This window comes from Azohydromonas sediminis (assembly GCF_003574675.1).
GTDB lineage: Bacteria > Pseudomonadota > Gammaproteobacteria > Burkholderiales > Burkholderiaceae_C > Calidifontimicrobium > Calidifontimicrobium sediminis.
In genome coordinates this window covers 288524-306073 of the sequence record NZ_QOAZ01000001.1, presented here as the reverse complement: position 1 = coordinate 306073, position 17550 = coordinate 288524, and the positions used below count along the sequence as shown (strand labels likewise).

General features: G+C 72.8%; 16 protein-coding genes. 11 read left to right on the top strand and 5 right to left on the bottom strand.

Annotated elements, in window-relative coordinates; all coding sequences use genetic code 11:
* Positions 1–8: 8 nt before the first annotated feature.
* From DRV96_RS01425 to DRV96_RS01415, 3 genes are read right to left on the bottom strand one after another with little or no spacing between them, the layout of a single operon-like run.
* A complete protein-coding gene (locus DRV96_RS01425; RefSeq protein ID WP_119286858.1) occupies positions 9–980 on the bottom strand; it encodes a DUF58 domain-containing protein in 972 nt (323 codons plus the stop codon).
* Positions 961–1977, bottom strand: coding sequence for an AAA family ATPase (locus tag DRV96_RS01420; RefSeq protein ID WP_119286856.1), 1017 nt, complete (start codon positions 1975–1977; stop codon positions 961–963). The genes DRV96_RS01425 and DRV96_RS01420 overlap by 20 nt, the downstream gene beginning before the upstream one ends.
* Before the next feature lie 43 nt (positions 1978–2020).
* A complete protein-coding gene (locus DRV96_RS01415) occupies positions 2021–3076 on the bottom strand; it encodes a S1C family serine protease (protein WP_119286854.1) in 1056 nt (351 codons plus the stop codon).
* Between the two features lie 72 nt (positions 3077–3148).
* On the opposite strand from DRV96_RS01415, the gene DRV96_RS01410 reads away from it, so the two are divergent.
* The 10 genes from DRV96_RS01410 to DRV96_RS01365 all read left to right on the top strand — a co-directional run bounded on the left by DRV96_RS01410 (position 3149) and on the right by DRV96_RS01365 (position 13553).
* Entirely contained in the window at positions 3149–4021 is an 873-nt protein-coding gene (locus tag DRV96_RS01410; protein WP_119286934.1) for a TatD family hydrolase, read from the top strand.
* A gap of 10 nt (positions 4022–4031) precedes the next feature.
* Positions 4032–4544 carry a DNA-deoxyinosine glycosylase gene (locus DRV96_RS01405; RefSeq protein WP_119286852.1) on the top strand — a complete coding sequence of 171 codons (513 nt, stop codon included), beginning with the start codon at positions 4032–4034 and terminating at the stop codon, positions 4542–4544.
* Positions 4541–5308: a spermine/spermidine synthase domain-containing protein gene (locus tag DRV96_RS01400; protein WP_119286850.1), complete on the top strand. Its 768-nt coding sequence runs from the start codon at positions 4541–4543 to the stop codon at positions 5306–5308. Before DRV96_RS01405 ends, DRV96_RS01400 begins: the two co-directional genes overlap by 4 nt.
* A 126-nt stretch (positions 5309–5434) precedes the next feature.
* Positions 5435–7240: a type IV pilus assembly ATPase TfpB gene (tfpB, locus tag DRV96_RS01395; protein ID WP_119286848.1), complete on the top strand. Its 1806-nt coding sequence runs from the start codon at positions 5435–5437 to the stop codon at positions 7238–7240.
* A 116-nt stretch (positions 7241–7356) separates the two neighbouring features.
* Positions 7357–7818 (top strand): tripartite tricarboxylate transporter TctB family protein, encoded by a 462-nt coding sequence (locus DRV96_RS01390; protein WP_119286846.1) that lies wholly within the window; start codon positions 7357–7359, stop codon positions 7816–7818.
* A 10-nt stretch (positions 7819–7828) separates the two neighbouring features.
* Entirely contained in the window at positions 7829–9340 is a 1512-nt protein-coding gene (locus tag DRV96_RS01385; protein WP_119286844.1) for a tripartite tricarboxylate transporter permease, read from the top strand.
* Positions 9341–9362: 22 nt separating this feature from the next.
* Entirely contained in the window at positions 9363–10070 is a 708-nt protein-coding gene (locus DRV96_RS01380) for a Crp/Fnr family transcriptional regulator (protein WP_119286842.1), read from the top strand.
* A 71-nt stretch (positions 10071–10141) separates the two neighbouring features.
* Entirely contained in the window at positions 10142–11767 is a 1626-nt protein-coding gene (locus DRV96_RS01375) for a gamma-glutamyltransferase family protein (protein ID WP_119286840.1), read from the top strand.
* Positions 11768–11847: 80 nt separating this feature from the next.
* Positions 11848–12384 carry a VOC family protein gene (locus DRV96_RS01370; protein ID WP_119286838.1) on the top strand — a complete coding sequence of 179 codons (537 nt, stop codon included), beginning with the start codon at positions 11848–11850 and terminating at the stop codon, positions 12382–12384.
* A complete protein-coding gene (locus DRV96_RS01365; protein ID WP_119286835.1) occupies positions 12381–13553 on the top strand; it encodes an alpha/beta hydrolase family protein in 1173 nt (390 codons plus the stop codon). The genes DRV96_RS01370 and DRV96_RS01365 overlap by 4 nt, the downstream gene beginning before the upstream one ends.
* A 20-nt stretch (positions 13554–13573) precedes the next feature.
* Here the strand turns inward: DRV96_RS01365 and nadC are convergent, their stop codons facing one another.
* Together nadC and DRV96_RS18310 are read right to left on the bottom strand one after the other, a co-directional pair.
* On the bottom strand, positions 13574–14440 hold the full coding sequence (nadC, locus tag DRV96_RS01360) for a carboxylating nicotinate-nucleotide diphosphorylase (protein WP_119286833.1): 867 nt from the start codon (positions 14438–14440) through the stop codon (positions 13574–13576).
* Between the two features lie 83 nt (positions 14441–14523).
* Entirely contained in the window at positions 14524–15396 is an 873-nt protein-coding gene (locus DRV96_RS18310; RefSeq protein WP_210756945.1) for a GNAT family N-acetyltransferase, read from the bottom strand.
* A gap of 89 nt (positions 15397–15485) precedes the next feature.
* On the opposite strand from DRV96_RS18310, the gene DRV96_RS01350 reads away from it, so the two are divergent.
* Positions 15486–17549 carry an ATP-dependent helicase gene (locus DRV96_RS01350; RefSeq protein ID WP_119286831.1) on the top strand — a complete coding sequence of 688 codons (2064 nt, stop codon included), beginning with the start codon at positions 15486–15488 and terminating at the stop codon, positions 17547–17549.
* Position 17550: the final 1 nt, after the last annotated feature.

The window sequence follows — 17550 nt, the reverse complement described above, 5'->3', positions numbered from 1 at the left end:
TTGCACGTTCACGCAACGGCGGCGAGGTGCGCCGGCAGCGCGCCGCCGGCGGCCAGCTGCGTGCGGCGCTTGCGCAGCTGGACGAAGCGCGCCAGCGTCGCAGCCAGGTCGTCGTCGGTGGCGAGTTCGATCGTGTCGACGCCGGCGCGCGCCAGCCCCTCGCGCAGGTCGGCCTCGCGTCGGCGCGCGGCGGTGGCGAAGCGGTGGCGAACGCCCGGCGCCTGCGTGTCGACGACGACCTGCTCGCCGGTTTCCGGGTCCTGCATCACGACCATGCCGAGGTCGGGCAGGTCCATCTCGAGCGGGTCGTACAGCCGCACCGCGATCACCTCGTGCCGCGCGGCGAGCCGAGCGAGCGGCTCGTCCCAGCCCGGCGCACTGATGAAGTCGGAGACGACGAACACGATCGAGCGGCGCCGCACGACCTCGAGCGCCTGGCGCAGCAGCACCGCCAGCTGCGTGCCGCCGGGCATCGGCTGCGCGGGCGGGCGGTGCAGCAGCCGGTGCAGCAGCTGCAGCACCTGCAGGCGTCCGCTGCGCGCCGGCACCACGGTGTCGACGCGGTCGCCGTAGAGGAGCGCGCCGACGCGGTTGCCGCGGCGCGTGAGCAGCCGCGCGAGCACGGCGGTGAACTCGACGGCCACGTCGAGCTTGCTGCGGTTCGAGCCGAAGCCCGCCGACGGGCTCAGGTCGAGCAGGAACCACGCGGTCACGTCGCGATCCTCGGTGTACTGGCGCACGTGCGGCACCTGCAGGCGGGCCGTCACGTTCCAGTCGATGTGCCGCGGGTCGTCGTGGTGCTGGTACTCGCGCAGGTCGGCCAGGTCGAGGCCGACGCCACGCAGCAGGCTGCGGTAGTCGCCCTGCAGCGCACCGTCGAGCTTGCGCAGCACCGTCCAGTCGAGGCGGTGCAGCATCGCCTCGGCACGGCCGGCGGGGCGCGCGCGCGGCGCGCTCGGCTCAGGCGGCGACCTGGACATGCTTCTCGAGCGGCCGCTCGGGCGCGGGCACCTTCTGCATGATCTTCATCACCAGCGTGTCGGCGTCGAGCCCGTCGGCCAGCGCCTCGTAGCTCAGCGACAGGCGGTGGCGCAGCACGTCGGGGGCGATGTCGAGCACGTCTTCGGGCAGCATGTAGCTGCGCCCGCGCAGGAAGGCGAGCGCGCGTCCGCCCTCGATGAGGCCGATCGTCGCGCGCGGGCTGGCGCCGAAGGTCACGTACTTCTGCAGGTCCGCCAGCCCCACCTTGGCCGGCTCGCGCGTGGCGGCCACCAGCTTGACCGCGTACTGCACCAGTGACGGGTCGACGTAGACCTTGCGGCAGTCGCGCTGCAGCTGCTGCAGCTGTGCCATGTCGCACACCGGCACGACATCGATCTTCGGGCCAGTGACGCGGTCGACGATGACGAACTCTTCCTCCTCGGTCGGGTAGCCGACGAGCACCTTCATCATGAAGCGGTCGACCTGCGCCTCGGGCAGCGGGTAGGTGCCCTCGGTCTCGATCGGGTTCTGCGTGGCCATCACGAGGAAGGGCTCGGGCACCTTGTGCGTCTCGCCGGCGATCGTGACCTGACGCTCCTGCATCACCTCGAGCAGCGCACTCTGCACCTTGGCCGGCGCGCGGTTGATCTCGTCGGCCAGCAGCAGGTTGGTGAACACGGGCCCCAGCGTGGTGCTGAAGTCGCCCGTCTTCTGGTTGTAGATGCGCGTGCCCACCAGGTCCGCGGGCACGAGGTCGGGTGTGAACTGGATGCGCTTGAATTGCCCGCGCAGCGTCTGCGCCAGCGTCTTGACCGTCAGCGTCTTGGCCAGCCCCGGCACGCCTTCGACGAGCAGGTGGCCCTGCGCGAGCATCGCGACGAGCACGCGCTCGAGGAAGCGATCCTGGCCGACGACGACGCGCTTGACTTCGTACAGCACGCGTTCCATCAGCGCGCCGGTCTCGGCGGCCTGGCTGCTCAGGGTGTTGGGCGTCATCGGGGCCTTTCGTCGGGTGGCGGGCAGGGCGGGGGCGGGAAGGTCAGAACGGCGGCAGGCCGGCGCCGGCGGCGGCCGACTCGATCGGCACCGCGAAACCGATGCCGACGAAGAAGCGCTCCTGCACCGGGTTGTAGATCGCGGTGACGATGCCGACGACCTCGCCGTCGTCGGTGACGAGCGGCCCGCCCGAACTGCCGGGGTTGGCCATCGCGTCGAACTGGATCAGGTTGGTCAGCAGCCGCTCGCCGTCGGGCGAGCGGAACTCGCGCTTGAGGCCCGAGACGACACCGTGCGACACCGTGGGCCCGATGCCGAACGGGAAGCCGATCGCCGTCACGCGGTCGCCGGGCTTGAGGTCGGCGGTGCTGCGCATCGTCGCCGACTTCAGGTCGTCGGGGATGCGGTGCGCGCGCAGCACGGCCAGATCGTTCTCGGGCATCACGTTGATCACCGAGGCGCCCGACGTCAGTCCGTCGTGGAACACGACCTCGATGTGGCGCGAGCCGGCGACGACGTGCAGGTTCGTCAGGATCACGCCGCTGTCGACGATGACGACGCCGGTACCCACCGACGCGCCGTCATCGCCGTCGTCTTGGTCGGGCGTCGTCGGCTTGGCGCCGCCGCCGTTGCCGCCGGACTTCGACCGCGCCGCCGACGGCTCGCCCGGCGGGTGCGCACGCCCGATGACGCGCACGACCGACGGCGCGACGCCCTCGTAGGCCTTGGCCGCCGCCGACGGCAGCGGTTGCGTGTTCAGCGTGTGCAGCACCGCCGCGTCGATCTGGCGCTGCGTCAGCGCCGGGGCGGACGGGCGCAGCCCACCCCCGAGCCATGCCGGCGCCGCGACGAGCAAGGCGCCGAACACGGCCCAGCCCCAGGACGGCACGCGCTGCAGCCGCGCGCGCAGCGCGCCGGCGCGCGTCGCCGGCGGCGTGGGTGCTGCGCCCGCGGCCGGCGACGTCGCTGCCGTCACGCCGGACCCGCCGGGCACGGCCGCCGACGCGGTGGTGCGCGCGTCCTGCGCCGACCCACTGTCCGCCGTGCGCGTCGGCGAGCGGCTGTACAGCGGCGTGCGGGTCGGCTTGCGTGCGTTCATGGCGAGCTCGCGGAGGAGCCGGAGGTCGCGACAACGGTAGCACGCAGTGTGCCGTCGTGCATCATTCAGGGCATGCCCTACCCCGACGTGCGCTGGGTTGATTCGCATTGCCACCTCGACGCGGCGGAATTCGGCGCCGACGTCGACGCCGTCGTCGCGCGCGCACGCGCGGCGGGCGTCGTGCAATGCGTGCTGCCTTCGGTCGACGTCGCCGGCTTCGACGCGGTGCGCGCGCTGGCGCACCGCCATGGTTTCGGTTACGCGCTGGGCATCCACCCGCTGTACGTGCCGCAGGCCGCCGACGACGACCTCGACCGCCTGCGCGAGGCGGTCCACCGCCACCGCGACGACCCGCACCTGCTCGCCGTCGGCGAGATCGGCCTCGACCACTTCGTGCCGCCGCCGCCCGACGACCCGGCGCGCGAGCGCGAGACGCGCTTCTATCTGGCGCAGCTGCGCATCGCGCGCGACGCGGGGCTGCCGGTGATCCTGCACGTGCGCCGCTCGGCCGACGCGCTGCTCGCCGGGCTGCGCCGCGTCGAGGTGCGCGGTGGCATCGCGCACGCGTTCAACGGCAGCCGCGTGCAGGCGCTGGCCTTCGTCGGGCGCGGCTTCGCGCTCGGCTTCGGCGGCGCGATGACGTTCGAGCGCGCGCTGCGCATCCGCGAACTGGCCGCGACGCTGCCCGAGACGGCGCTCGTCGTCGAAACCGACGCGCCCGACATTCCGCCGCAGTGGCTGTACCGCACCGCGGCGCAGCGCGCCGCCGGCCACGTCGCGCGCAACGAGCCGGCCGAGCTGCCGCGCATCGCGGCCGAGCTGGCGCGGCTGCGCGGCTGCAGCATCGAGCACGTGGCGGCGGTGACGACGGCCAACGCGGCGCGCGTGCTGCCGCGCCTGTCGGCGCTGCCGGGCCTGCCGGTCGCCGCGGAGGCCGTCGCATGAGCGCCGTCGCATGAGCGCCGTCGCCCTCCCGCCGCGGCTGCTCGGGCTGTCGCCCATCGTCACGCCGCACGCGCGGCTGCTGGTGCTCGGCAGCTTCCCGGGCGTGGCGTCGCTGGCGGCGCAGCAGTACTACGCGCACCCGCGCAACCACTTCTGGCCCATCCTGTCGGCGCTGTGGGACGTCGACCTGCTCGCGTTGGCGTACGACGAACGCACCGAGCAGGTGCGCCGGCGCGGCCTCGCGGTGTGGGACGTCTACGCCGCGTGCCGGCGCGAGGGCAGCCTCGACAGCGCGATCGAGGACGCGCAGCCCAACGACCTCGCCGGCCTCGTCGCGCGCACGCCGTCGCTGCGCGCGATCGCGCACAACGGCGGCGAGTCGGCGCGCGCGATGCGCGTCACGCGCACGCTCGGCGTGCCGGTGTGGCGTCTGCCGTCGACGAGCCCGGCCAACGCGAGCTGGTCGTTCGAGCGCAAGCTCGCCGCGTGGCGCGAGGCCTTCGCCGCGTGCGGTCTGGCATGAGTGCGACCGGGATGCAGGCGCTGGCCGAGGCGACGATCTCGGAGCACGAGGGGGTGCGCTACCTGCACCTGGGCACGCCGTGGGTGCAGGGCGCGATGCGGCTGCGCTCGCCGCAGCGCATCGAGCTCGAGTACGTGCAGCGCATGATGGCCTGGCTGCTGTGGTTCGACGCCGCCGAGGTGCGCGCGCTGCACGCGGTGCAGCTCGGCCTGGGCGCCGGCACGATCACGCGCTTCTGCCACGGCGTGCTGCGCATGCCGACGACGGCCGTCGAGATCAACGCCAGCGTGATCGCCGCCTGCCGGCACTGGTTCCGCCTGCCTGCCGACGACGAGCGCTTGCAGGTGGTGCACGCCGACGCGGCGCAGTGGGTGGCGTCGCCGGCGCACCGCGGATCGGCGCAGGTGCTCAACGTCGACCTGTACGACCACGACGCCGCGGCGCCGGTGCTCGACGACGAGGCCTTCTACGCCGCGTGCCGCGACGTGCTCGCCGACGGCGGCGTGATGACGGTCAACCTGTTCGGGCGCGACGCCCGCTTCGAGCGCACGATGCGGCGGCTCGAGCGCGTGTTCGGCGCGCGCTGGCTGTGGTCGCTGCGGCCCACGCGCGAGGGCAACACGGTCGCGGTGGCCACGCGCGCGCGTCCCTGGCCCGAGCGCGACGTGCGGCTGGTGCGCGCGGCCGCGATCGAAGACCGCTGGGGCCTGCCGGCGCGCAAGTGGCTGCGCATCGTGCGGCCGTGGACGACGCGGGACGCGTGACCGCGCAGTCCGTGTGCGCAATGTCACGCCCGCGGGCGCTGCGCGGGCCGGCCGGCGCACGAACGGCCGAAGATGCAGCTGCGTCGTCCCCGCCGGCCGACGCCTGATTCGCCCGCGCCCGATCCGATGAGCCCTGCTGCCCACGCCAAGCCCCGCCCCGCACCGGCCGTGCCGTCCGGCCGCCTCGACTGGCGCGTGCTGCTGCAGTGGCTGCAGGACGACGGGCTGGTGGACCCCGACGCCGCCGACCGCGTGCGCCAGCGCTTCGGCGCCGGCGACAGCCGCCTGCACGCGCTGGTGCGGCTCGGCGGCGCCGGGCTGGCCCATGCCGCGACCGGCAAGCCGCTCGACGCGGCGGCACTCACCGAGTGGCTGGCCGCGCGCATCGGCATGCCCTACCTGCGCATCGACCCGCTGAAGGTCGACGTCGGCCGCGTCGCCGACGTGATGAGCGCGCGCTACGCCGAGAGCCGCCGCGTGCTGCCAGTGGCGGTGGGCGCGCACGAGGTCACGGTGGCCACCTGTGAGCCGTTCGACACCGCGTGGGTGGCCGAGATCGAGGCGCACACGCGCAAGCGCGTGAGCCAGGTGCTCGCCAGCCCCGACGAGATCGCGCGCTACACGGCCGAGTTCTACACGCTCGCGCGCTCGGTCAAGGCGGCGACCAAGAGCGGCGAGACCTCGCCGATCGCCAGCTTCGAGCAGCTCGTCGAGCTCGGCAAGGGCAACAGGCAGCTCGACGCCAATGACCAGGGCGTCGTGCAGGTCGTCGACTGGCTGTGGCAGTACGCGTTCGACCAGCGCGCGAGCGACATCCACCTCGAGCCGCGGCGCGATCTGGGCGCGATCCGCTTCCGCATCGACGGCTTGCTGCACACCGTCTACCAGGTGCCGATGTCGGTGATGTCGGCGATGACGGCGCGCATCAAGCTGCTCGGGCGCATGGACGTCGTCGAGCGCCGCCGCCCGCAGGACGGACGCATCAAGACCAAGCGCCCCGACAGCGCCGGCGGCGGCGAGGTCGAGATGCGGCTGGCCACACTGCCCACCGCGTTCGGCGAGAAGATGGTGATGCGCATCTTCGACCCCGACACCGTCGTTAAGGGCGTCGAGGCGCTGGGCTTCGCGCCGCACGACGCGCAGCGCTGGAGCGAGCTGACGGCACGCCCGCACGGCATCATCCTCGTCACCGGACCGACCGGCAGCGGCAAGACGACGACGCTGTATTCGACTCTGAAGAAGCTGGCCACCGACGAGGTCAACGTCTGCACGATCGAGGACCCGATCGAGATGATCGAGCCGGCGTTCAACCAGACGCAGGTCCAGCCCGCGGTCGACCTCGGCTTCGCCGAGGGCCTGCGCGCGCTGATGCGCCAGGACCCCGACATCATCATGGTCGGCGAGATCCGCGACCTCGAGACGGCCGAGATGGCCACCCAGGCGGCGCTGACCGGCCACCTCGTGTTCAGCACGCTGCACACCAACGACGCCGCGAGCGCCATCACGCGGCTGGCAGACCTGGGCGTGCCGCCGTACCTGATCTCGGCCACCGTCATCGGCGTGCTCGCGCAGCGGCTGGCGCGCACGCTGTGCCCGGCGTGCAAGGTGCGCGACGAGGCCGTCACGCGCGAGACGCTCGACGAGGTCGCCGCGCCGTGGCGCCTGAAGGGCAGCGTGCGCGCGTACAAGCCGGTGGGCTGCCTCGAGTGCCGCATGACCGGCTACCGCGGCCGCGTCGGTCTGTACGAGCTGCTGGTAATGAGCGAGGCCGCGCGCGCCGCCGTGCACCCCACCCTCGATGCCGGTGCGCTGCGCCGCGCCGCGCTCGCCGAGGGCATGCACCCGCTGCGGCTGGCCGGCGTGATGAAGGTGGCCGAAGGCGTCACCACGCTCGACGAGGTGCTGCGCACGACGCCCGCCTGGGACCGCTGAGCCCCGGCGCCCGCGCTGCGGGCGCGCGCGGGCGGGTCCACCCCGTTACGTGGAATCCACAGCCGGCGTGGGAACCACGCTGCCTAGAATGCCTCGCCGTCGATCTGGGAGGAGGCATGAAGATCAAGAGCCAGAAGGACTTCTGGGCGGGTCTGATGTTCGTCGTGGTGGGCCTCGCGTTCGCGTGGGGGGCCACCGGCTACAGCTTCGGCTCGTCGGCCCGCCCGGGGCCGGGCTACTTCCCGTTCGGGCTCGGCATCCTGCTGGCGCTGCTCGGGGCGCTCGTGCTGCTGAGCGCGCTGACGATCGAGACCGAGGACGGTGAGCCGGTGGGCCGCATCGGCTGGCGGCCGCTGGGCATCATCGTCGGCTCGATCGTCCTGTTCGGCGTGCTGCTGCCATGGGGCGGCATGGTGATCGCGCTGCCGGTGCTGGTCATCACGTCGGCGCTGGCCGGCGACGAGTTCCACTGGCTCGAGGCGCTCGTCAACAGCGTCGTGCTGACGCTGCTGAGCTATGCCGTCTTCATCTGGGGCCTGGGACTGACGATCCCGGTGTGGCCGAAGTTCGTCGGTTGAGGGTGCCGCGATGGATCTGTTCAACAACCTCGCCATGGGCTTCGGCGTCGCGCTGAGCCTGCAGAACCTGGCCTACGCCTTCTTCGGCGCTTTGCTTGGCACGCTGATCGGCGTGCTGCCGGGCCTCGGCCCGGTGGCGACGATCGCGATGCTGCTGCCGTCGATCTACGCGCTCGACGCCACGCCGGCGCTGATCATGCTGGCCGGCATCTACTACGGCGCGCAGTACGGCGGCTCGACGACGGCGATCCTCATCAACATCCCCGGCGAGTCGAGCTCGGTCGTCACGGCGATCGACGGCTACCAAATGGCGCGCCAGGGCCGCGCCGGCCCCGCGCTGGCCACGGCGGCGCTCGGTTCGTTCTTCGCCGGCTGCGTCGGCACCGTGATCATCGCGGCCTTTGCGCCGCCGCTGACGGAGCTGGCGTTCAAGTTCGGCCCCGCCGAGTACTTCAGCCTGATGGTGCTGGGCCTGATCGGCGCCGTCGTGCTGGCGTCGGGGTCGCTGCTGAAGGCCATCGCGATGATCATCCTCGGCCTGCTGCTGGGCCAGATCAACACCGACGTGATCTCGGGTGTGCCGCGCTACAGCTTCGACATCCCCGAGCTGACCGACGGCATCGGCTTCGTCGCCATCGCGATGGGCGTGTTCGGTTTCGGCGAGATCATCGCCAACCTGAGCCGCCCGGCCGAGCACCGCGAAGTGTTCACGAAAGACGTCAAGGGCCTGTGGCCGAGCCGGCAGGACTTCAAGGAGGCCGCACCGTCGGTGCTGCGTGGCACCGCGCTCGGCTCGATCCTGGGCGTGCTGCCCGGCGGCGGGGCGCTGCTGGCGTCGTTCGCGTCCTACACGCTCGAGAAGAAGATCGTGCGCGAGCCGCGCGTGCCGTTCGGCAAGGGCGCGATCCAGGGCGTGGCCGGCCCCGAGAGCGCGAACAACGCCGGCTCGCAGACCTCGTTCATCCCGATGCTGACGCTGGGCATCCCGCCCAACGCCGTGATGGCGCTGATGGTCGGCGCGATGACGATCAAGGGCATTCAGCCCGGCCCGCAGGTGATGACCGGCAACCCCGAGCTGTTCTGGGGCCTGATCGCCAGCATGTGGGTCGGCAACTTGATGCTCGTGATCCTGAACCTGCCGCTGATCGGCATCTGGATCAAGCTGCTGACGGTGCCCTACCGGTTCCTGTTTCCGGCGATCATGGTGTTCTGCGCGATCGGCCTGTACACGCTGAACAACAATACATTCGACGTCTTCATGGCGGCCGGCTTCGGTGTCGTCGGCTACCTCTTCTGGAAGCTCGGCTGCGAGCCCGCGCCGCTGCTGCTGGGCTTCATCCTCGGCCCGATGATGGAAGAGAACCTGCGCCGCGCACTGCTGCTGTCGCGCGGCGACTGGTCGACCTTCGTCACGCGGCCGCTGTCGGCGGGGCTGCTCGTCGCCGCGCTGCTGGTGGTGGTCATCGTCGCGCTGCCGTCGATCCGGCGCAAGCGCGAAGTGGCATTCCAGGACGCGGATTGAGGCATCGCCGGATAATCCGGCGATGATCCCGATCAAGACCGCCTCGGCGTGGCGCGGCACGGCAGACTGCCGCCGCTGCGGCATCCGCGAGTCGGTGCTGTTCGCTGACCTGAAGGAAGAGGACTTCGCGCTCATCCACGCGCCGATCGACGACCTGGCGTTCGACGCTGGCGCGACGCTCGTGCAGGCCGGTGAGCCCGTCAAGGGCGTGATGACGCTGCGCAGCGGCATGGTCAAGCTGGTGCGCGTGGCCAGCGACGGGCGCGCACGCATCGTGCGCGTGCTGCGCCCGGGCGACGTGATCGGCCTCGAGGCGCTGGCCGCCGCCACGTACGAGTGCGACGTCGTCGCGCTGACGCCGGTGGGCGTATGCCGCATTCCGACCAGCGTGATCCAGCGCCTGAACCAGGAGACGCCGCGGCTGCACCACCAGCTGATGCAGAAGTGGCACCGCTCGCTGCGCGAGGCCGACGACTGGCTCGCCGAGCTGAACTTCGGCAGTGCGCGCCACCGTGTCGCGCAGCTGGTGCTGAAGATGCGCAGCGAGTCCGACCCGTCGCTGACCACGCTGTTCTCGCGTGACGACATGGGTTCGATGCTCGACCTCAAGCTCGAGACGGTCAGCCGCGCCGTCAACGATTTCGTCCGCCAGGGCTGGCTGCAGCCGCTGGACCGCCTCGGGCGCAGCTACCGCGTGCTCGACGCGGCGGCGCTGGCGGCGATCGAGTAGCGACCCGGCTGCCGCGCCCGCTGGCGCCTCGCCTGCCCCGACCCCTTTCTCCACCCCAAACCCTGCCTGCGATGTTCAGCTACGACACGCCATATCTCTCGGGGCGCACGCCCGTCTTCGCGCGCAACGCGGTGGCCACCTCGCACCCGCTCGCCGCGCAGGCCGGGCTGCGCATGCTCGCCGCCGGCGGCAACGCCGTCGACGCCGCGATCGCCGCCGCGGCGTGCATGACGATCGTCGAGCCGTGCAGCAACGGGCTGGGCAGCGACGCGTTCTGCATCCTGTGGGACGGCTCGCAGCTGCACGGCCTCAACGCGTCGGGCTGCGCGCCGGCGGCGTGGACGCGCGAGTACTTCGTCGGCAAGTACGGCGCCGACGCCAAGACGCCGCCCAAGCGCGGCTGGGACTCGGTCACGGTGCCCGGCGCCGTCTCGGCGTGGGTCGCGCTGTCGCAGCGCTTCGGCAAGCTGCCGTTCGCCGATGTGCTGGCGCCGGCGATCGAGATCGCCGAGCGCGGCTACGCGGTGCCGGTGGTCGTGCAGTCGAAGTGGGCCGCCGCCGCCGCACTGCCCGAGATCACGCAGCAGCCCGGCTTCGCCGCCGCGTTCCTGCCCCACGGGCGCGCGCCGCGCGTGGGCGAGCGCTTCGCGTTCCCCGAGGCGGCGCGCACGCTGCGGCTGATCGCGCAGACGCAGGGCGAGGCCTTCTACCGCGGCGAGGTGGCCGCCGCGCTCGCTGCGCACGCGCGCGCGCACGGCGGCGCGATGACCGAGGCCGACCTCGCCGGCTACCGCCCCGAGTGGGTCACGCCGATCGGGCAGGACTACCGCGGCGGGGGCGGCGGCTACCGGCTGCACGAGATCCCGCCCAACGGGCAGGGCATCGCGGCGCTGATCGCGCTGGGCATCCTCAACCACTTCGACCTCGCGTCGCTGAAGGTCGACTCGGTCGCGTCGCAGCACCTTCAGATCGAGGCGATGAAGCTCGCGTTCGCCGACGTCTACCGCTTCGTCGCCGAGCCGCGCGCGATGCGGCTGACGCCGGCGCAGATGCTCGACGCCGCCTACCTCGCCGAGCGCGCAAAGCTGATCGACCCGAAGCGCGCGCAGCACTTCGGCCCCGGCCACGCGCCCAAGGGTGGCACGATCTACCTCACCGCCGCCGACGAGCGCGGGATGATGGTCAGCTTCATCCAGAGCAACTACATGGGCTTCGGCTCGGGTGTCGTCGTGCCCGGCTACGGCGTGAGCCTGCAGAACCGTGGCCATGGCTTCACGCTCGACGCCACGCGCGAGAACGTCGTCGGTCCGGGCAAGCGCCCGTTCCACACGATCATCCCGGGGTTCCTGACGCGCGACGGCCGCCCGCAGATGAGCTTCGGCGTGATGGGCGGCGACATGCAGCCGCAGGGTCACCTGCAGACCGTCGTGCGCATGCTCGACTACGGGCAGAACCCGCAGGCTGCGTGCGATGCGCCGCGCTGGCGCGTGTTCGGCGGCCAGGTCCACCTCGAGCCCGGCTTCGACGCCGCCACCGCCGAGGGCCTGCGCGCGCTCGGCCACGACGTGGGCACCTTCACCGACAGCTACCAGGACTTCGGCGCCGGGCAGTTCATCTGGCGCCTGGGCGACCCGGCCGTCGACGGCTACGTCTGCGCGAGCGACCCGCGGCGCGACGGCCTCGTCGCGGGGTTCTGAAGCTGCCACGGGCGCCCACACGCTGCGTCGCGGGGGCTTGCGGGCTGAATCTGCGAGCGTGCGACCGCCTGGAGACGACCATGTCCGACTTCGCTCCGATCCGCGGCCTGCACCACGTCGCGTACCGCTGCCGCGACGCCGAGCAGACGCGCCGCTTCTACGAGGACCTGCTCGGCCTGCCGCTCCTGCACGTCGTGCGCGCCGACCACGTGCCGAGCACCGGCGAGTACTGCCCCTACGTGCACCTGTTCTTCGAGATGAGCGACGGCAGCTGTGTCGCTTTCTTCGACCTCGGCGACGACACGGCTTCGCTGCCGTCGCCGAACACGCCGCGGTGGGTCAACCACCTCGCGCTGCGCGTCGACTCGGCCGATGCCGTGCGCGACGCCAAGCGCCGGCTGGAGGCCGCCGGTGTCGAGGTGCTCGGCCCGGTCGACCACGGCGGCTTCGTGCTGTCGATCTATTTCTTCGACCCCAACGGCGTGCGCCTCGAGCTGACGGCGACGACCTGCGACGCGGCGCAGCTCGCGGCCTACCGCGCCAACGCCCGCGCCGCGTGCGACGCGTGGGCGCGCGAGAAGGCGCAGCGCGCCGCGGCAACGATAGCGGCGGCATGAGCGCGGCGGCGACCGTCGAGGTGCAGCCCGAGTGGGTGCACCTGCAGTACGCGCAGGCGCAGGCCTTCCGCGAGGTCTACGGATTTGCCGGCCAGCACGGCGTCGTGCACCTGGAAGGCGTGCGCTACGTGCCCCGCGGCCGGCCGTCGCGCACGCTGCTGATCTACATGCACCCGGCGAGCACGCTGCAGCTGCTGCCGATGCCGCGTGCGATGGCGCAGCGCGGCTTCCACGTGCTGTGCGCCGGCAGCCGCTACGCGCGCAACGACAGCGCGCTGATCATGGAGAACGCCGTCCTCGACCTCGGCGCCTACGTGCGCCACGCGAAGGAGGTCTGGGGCTACGAGAAGGTCGTGCTCGTGGGCTGGTCGGGCGGCGGGTCGCTGGCACTGTTCTACCAGTCGCAGGCCGAGCGCCCGAGCGTGACGCACACGCCGGCCGGCGACCCGTGCTCGATCGTCGAGGCCCGGCTGCTGCCGGCCGACGGCTTCATCCTGCAGGCCGCGCACGTCTCGCGCGCCGAACTGCTGGTCGACTGGATCGACCCCAGCGTGCTCGACGAGAACGACCCCGACCGACGTGACCCCGAGCTCGACCTGTACCACCCGGACCGCAAGCCGCCGTACGACGACGCCTTCATCGCGCGCTTCCGCGCCGCGCAGCGCGAGCGCATCCGCCGTCGCACCGACTGGGTGCTCGACGTCCTCGACACGCTGCGCCGCCGCGGCGGGCTCGAGAAGGAGCGCGGCTTCGTCACGCACCGCACGATGGCCGAGCCGCGTTTCCTCGACGCGCGGCTCGACCCCAACGACCGCCCGATCGGCACCTGCTTCCTCGGCGACCCGGAGACGGTCAACAACGGCCCCGTGGGGATCGCGCGCTTCTCGACGCTGCGTGCATGGATGTCGCAGTGGTCGCCGCAAACGAACGCGCACGGCGAGCGCTGCGCCAGGGACATCTCGGTGCCGATGCTCGCGATCGAGCACAGCGCCGACGACGCCGTGCCGCAGCCGCACACGCAGCGCGTGTTCGACGCCGCGGGCAGCCGCGACAAGACGATGGCCGTGTTGCGCGGCGCGACGCACTACTGCGTCGGCCAGCCCGAGCTGCTCGCGCAGGCGGTCGAGCTGTGCGCGGGCTGGATGGTCGAGCGCGGGCTGGCCGGCTGAGCGGCCGCAGGCGGGGCGTCTCAGCCCGTGCCGTCGATGCGCAGCGACAGGTCCACCGCGCGCACGTCCTTGGTCAGCTTGCCGCTGGAGATGCGGTCGACGCCGGTCTTGGCGATCTCGCGGATCGACGCCAGCGTCACGCCGCCCGAGACCTCGAGCACGGCGCGGCCGGCGGTGAGCCGGTACGCGCGGTGCATGTCGTCGAGCGAGAAGTCGTCGAGCAGCACGTAAGTCGCGCCGGCGGCCAGCGCCTGCTCGAGCTCGGCCAGGTTCTCGACCTCGATTTGGATCGGCACGCCGGCGTCGAGCGCGCGCGCGCGCTCGAGCGCCGCGGCGATGCCGCCGGCCGCGGCGATGTGGTTCTCCTTGATCAGGATGCCGTCCCACAGCGCCATGCGGTGGTTCGTGCCGCCGCCCACGCGCACGGCGTACTTCTGCGCCTGGCGCAGGCCGGGCAGCGTCTTGCGCGTGTCAAGCACCTTGCAGCCCTTCGGGTTCGGCGACAGGCCGGCGATCGCGTCGACGTATTCGCGCGTCGTCGTCGCCACCGCCGACAGCATCTGCAGGAAGTTCAGCGCCGAGCGCTCGGCGCTGAGCAGCGCACGCGCGTCGGCCTCGATCGCGACGACTTCGCTGCCGGCGGCGAGCACGTCGCCCTCGTCGGCGCGCCAGCTCAGCGTCGCCGTCGGGTCGAGCGTGAGCACGCAGCGGTCGAACCACGGGCGGCCGCACAGCACGAGCGGCTCTTTCGCGTGCACGCGGCCCGTGACACGCCGTCCGGCCGGCACCAGCATCGCGGTCCAGTCGCCGGTGCCGATGTCCTCGGCGAGTGCGTCGCGCACGTTGCGCTCGATCGCCTCGTCCAGCGTCTCGTTGTGGTCGAACATCGTCGCGTCCTCCGATCGGGGCCGGGGATGGTAGCAGCGGGTGGCGCGTGCCTTGCCCGTGAGCAGCGTGCCAGCGCAGCTCGTCACAGCGCGCGCTGCACCTTCACCGTGCCGGGCTCGTCGTGGTCGCGCTGCACGACGAAGCCGAGCTGGCGTGCCAGTGTCAGCATGCGCCGGTTGCTCGCCAGCACGACGCCGTGCATCGTCTTGAAGCCCCGGCGCTTCGCGGCGTTCATCAGCACGCGCATCAGCAGCCCCGCCAGCCCGGTGCCCTGCCAGTCGTCGGCCACTGTCACGGCGAATTCGCAGCCGTCGCCCTGCGGGTCGGCGACGCAGCGCGCGACGCCGACCCACGCGCGCTCGCGGTCGCCGGTGGCGGTGGCGGCCAGCGCGAGGTGGCGCTGCTGGTCGACGTCGGTGAAGTATTTGAGCTTGGCCGGCGTCAGTTCGCGCAGGCTGCTCATGAAGCGCTTGTAGCGCGACGCCGTCGACAGGCCGCGCACGAAGGCCGCCTCGCGCGGCGCGTCGGCAGCCGTGATCGGGCGCAGCGTCACGCGGCGCCCCTGGCCCAGCCGCAGCCAGCGCCGCGGGATCGGCAGAGGCGCCGGCCGCGGGGGCTTCGCTGCGGTGGTGTCCGCCGGCGCCGCATTTCTCGGTATCGCATTGCCCGGCGAGCTGCGCTGCCGCCGGCGTGCGATCGCCGCGCGCTGGCGCCGTACCGCGGCGGCGAGGTCGTCGAGCGACGCGTCGGGCGCGATGCGCGCGCCGTCCAGCGGCACGCCGAGCCGCTCGCCGACCGCGTCGAGGAGATTGATCCAGTCCAGCGAGTCGAGGTCGACCTGCGCGCGCAGCGCGCGCGTGGCATCGACCGCCGCCAGGTTTGCCTCGGGGGCCAGCGCCTGCAGTGCCGCCAGCACCGCGGCGCGGTCGTCGTCGATCGTGGCGGCGCCGTCCATGCGGCACGCAGTCTATGCGTCGCGCCGGTGGTGCGGCCCTCGGGTTCGCGCGCCTCTGTATGCCCGTCCAGTATGCTCGCGGCTTTGCCATGGCTGCCGTCCTCGACCGCCGCGATCCGTTCGCCGTGCTCAATGCCGAGCAACGCGCCGCGGCCGAGCACGGCGTCGGCGACGCGTCGGCGCCGGCGCTGCTCGTCGTCGCGGGCGCCGGCACCGGCAAGACGGCGACGCTGGCGGCGCGCGTCGCGAAGCTGGTGCTGGCCGGTGCCGACCCGCAGCGCGTGCTGCTGCTGACGTTCTCGCGCCGCGCCGCGCACGAGATGGCGCAGCGCGCAGCGCGTCTGCTGCATGCCGCGCTGGGGCTGCCGCCCACGCTGGCGGCGCCGCAGCTGCCGTGGGCCGGCACGTTCCACGCCGTCGCGGCGCGGTTGCTGCGCGAGCACGCGCCGCGCATCGGGCTCGCGCCCGCGTTCACGATCGTCGACCGCGGCGACGCCGAGGACCTGATGGGTCTCGTGCGCCACGAGCAGGGGCTGGCGGCCAGTGCGCGGCGGTTCCCGCTCAAGGGCAGGTGTCTGGCGATCTATTCGCGCGCCGTCAACACGCGCGAGCCGGTCGAGGCCGTCGTGCGCCACGCGTTCCCGTGGTGCCTGGGCTGGGAGGACGAGCTGCGCCGGCTGTTTGCCGCCTACGTGGCCGAGAAGCAGCGCCAGCAGCTGCTCGACTACGACGACCTGCTGCTGTACTGGCAGCTGCTGCTCGACGAGCCGTCGCTGGCCGGCGCCGTGCGCGCGCGCTTCGACCACGTGCTCGTCGACGAATACCAGGACACGAACCGGCTGCAGGCGGCGATCGTGCGCGGCCTGAAGCCCGACGGGCGCGGCCTGACGGTGGTCGGCGACGACGCGCAGGCCATCTATGGCTTTCGCGGTGCCGAACTGCGCCACATCCTCGACTTCCCGCGCCAGTTCGAGCCGCCGGCGCGCGTCGTCACGCTGACGCGCAACTACCGCTCGACGCAGCCGCTGCTGGCGGCGGCCAACGCCGTGGTCGCGCTCGCACCCGAGGGTTTCGCGAAGTCGCTGTGGAGCGACCGCGACGGCGAGCGCCCGCGGCTGGTGGCCGTGGCCGACGAAGCCGCGCAGGCACGCTGGGTGGCCGACGAGGTGCTGCGCCGGCGCGAGGAAGGGCTCGCGCTGAAGCAGCAGGCGGTGCTGTTCCGCGCGGCCCAGCACAGCGCGGCGCTCGAGCTGGAACTGGCGCGGCGCGACATCCCGTTCGTCAAGTACGGCGGGCTCGCCTTCCTCGAGGCGGCGCACGTCAAGGACCTGCTGTCGGTACTGCGCTGGGTGCACAACCCGCGCCACCGGCTCGCGGGCCTGCGCGTCGCCCAGCTGGTGCCGGGCATGGGGCCGGCGCACGCGCGCAGGCTCGTCGACGCGATGGCGCAGTCCGGCGACCCGGTGCAGGCGATGCACGACTTCGATGCGCCGCGCGCCGCGGCCACCGACTGGGCGGCGTGGCTGGCCGCGGCCGCCGCGCTGCGCACCGGCGACTGGCCCGGCGATGTCGCGTGCGCGCTGCAGTGGTACCGCCCGCACCTCGAGCGGCTGCACGACGACGCCGCGGTGCGGCTGGCGGACCTGGAGCAGCTCGCGCGGCTCGCGGCGGGCTACCCGAGCCGCGAGCGTTTCCTCGCCGAGCTGACCCTCGACCCGCCGCAGGCCACCAGCGACGAGGCCGGCGCGCCGCACCGCGACGAGGACTGGCTCGTGCTGTCGACGATCCACGCCGCCAAGGGCCAGGAGTGGGCCGCCCTCTGCGTGCTCCACGCCGTCGACGGCTGCATCCCGTCGGACCTCGCGACCGGCAGCGCCGCCGAGATCGAGGAAGAGCGCCGGCTGCTGTACGTCGCGATGACGCGCGCGAAGCGCCACCTCGCGCTGCTGGTGCCGCAGCGATTCCACGTCACGGCGCAGCACCGGCTCGGCGACCGGCACGTGTGGGCGTCGCTGACGCGCTTCGTGCCGCCGTCGGTGGCGGCGCTGTTCGACGTCGAGACCGCCGTCACCGACGCTGCCGCGGCCGAAGGCGGCGCGGCGTGCACCGGCGCGGCCGTCGACCTCGCGGCGCGCGCCCGCGCCGCGTTCTGAC

Coding starts and splice junctions, on each gene's coding strand:
- DRV96_RS01425 (WP_119286858.1), bottom strand. CDS start 980: ATGTCCAGGTCGCCGCCTGAGCCGAGCGCGCCGCGCGCGCGCCCCGCC.
- DRV96_RS01405 (WP_119286852.1), top strand. CDS start 4,032: ATGAGCGCCGTCGCCCTCCCGCCGCGGCTGCTCGGGCTGTCGCCCATC.
- DRV96_RS01370 (WP_119286838.1), top strand. CDS start 11,848: ATGTCCGACTTCGCTCCGATCCGCGGCCTGCACCACGTCGCGTACCGC.
- DRV96_RS01380 (WP_119286842.1), top strand. CDS start 9,363: ATGATCCCGATCAAGACCGCCTCGGCGTGGCGCGGCACGGCAGACTGC.
- nadC (WP_119286833.1), bottom strand. CDS start 14,440: ATGTTCGACCACAACGAGACGCTGGACGAGGCGATCGAGCGCAACGTG.
- DRV96_RS01365 (WP_119286835.1), top strand. CDS start 12,381: ATGAGCGCGGCGGCGACCGTCGAGGTGCAGCCCGAGTGGGTGCACCTG.
- DRV96_RS01415 (WP_119286854.1), bottom strand. CDS start 3,076: ATGAACGCACGCAAGCCGACCCGCACGCCGCTGTACAGCCGCTCGCCG.
- DRV96_RS01410 (WP_119286934.1), top strand. CDS start 3,149: ATGCCCTACCCCGACGTGCGCTGGGTTGATTCGCATTGCCACCTCGAC.
- DRV96_RS01400 (WP_119286850.1), top strand. CDS start 4,541: ATGAGTGCGACCGGGATGCAGGCGCTGGCCGAGGCGACGATCTCGGAG.
- DRV96_RS01420 (WP_119286856.1), bottom strand. CDS start 1,977: ATGACGCCCAACACCCTGAGCAGCCAGGCCGCCGAGACCGGCGCGCTG.
- DRV96_RS01385 (WP_119286844.1), top strand. CDS start 7,829: ATGGATCTGTTCAACAACCTCGCCATGGGCTTCGGCGTCGCGCTGAGC.
- DRV96_RS01390 (WP_119286846.1), top strand. CDS start 7,357: ATGAAGATCAAGAGCCAGAAGGACTTCTGGGCGGGTCTGATGTTCGTC.
- DRV96_RS01375 (WP_119286840.1), top strand. CDS start 10,142: ATGTTCAGCTACGACACGCCATATCTCTCGGGGCGCACGCCCGTCTTC.
- tfpB (WP_119286848.1), top strand. CDS start 5,435: ATGAGCCCTGCTGCCCACGCCAAGCCCCGCCCCGCACCGGCCGTGCCG.
- DRV96_RS01350 (WP_119286831.1), top strand. CDS start 15,486: ATGGCTGCCGTCCTCGACCGCCGCGATCCGTTCGCCGTGCTCAATGCC.
- DRV96_RS18310 (WP_210756945.1), bottom strand. CDS start 15,396: ATGGACGGCGCCGCCACGATCGACGACGACCGCGCCGCGGTGCTGGCG.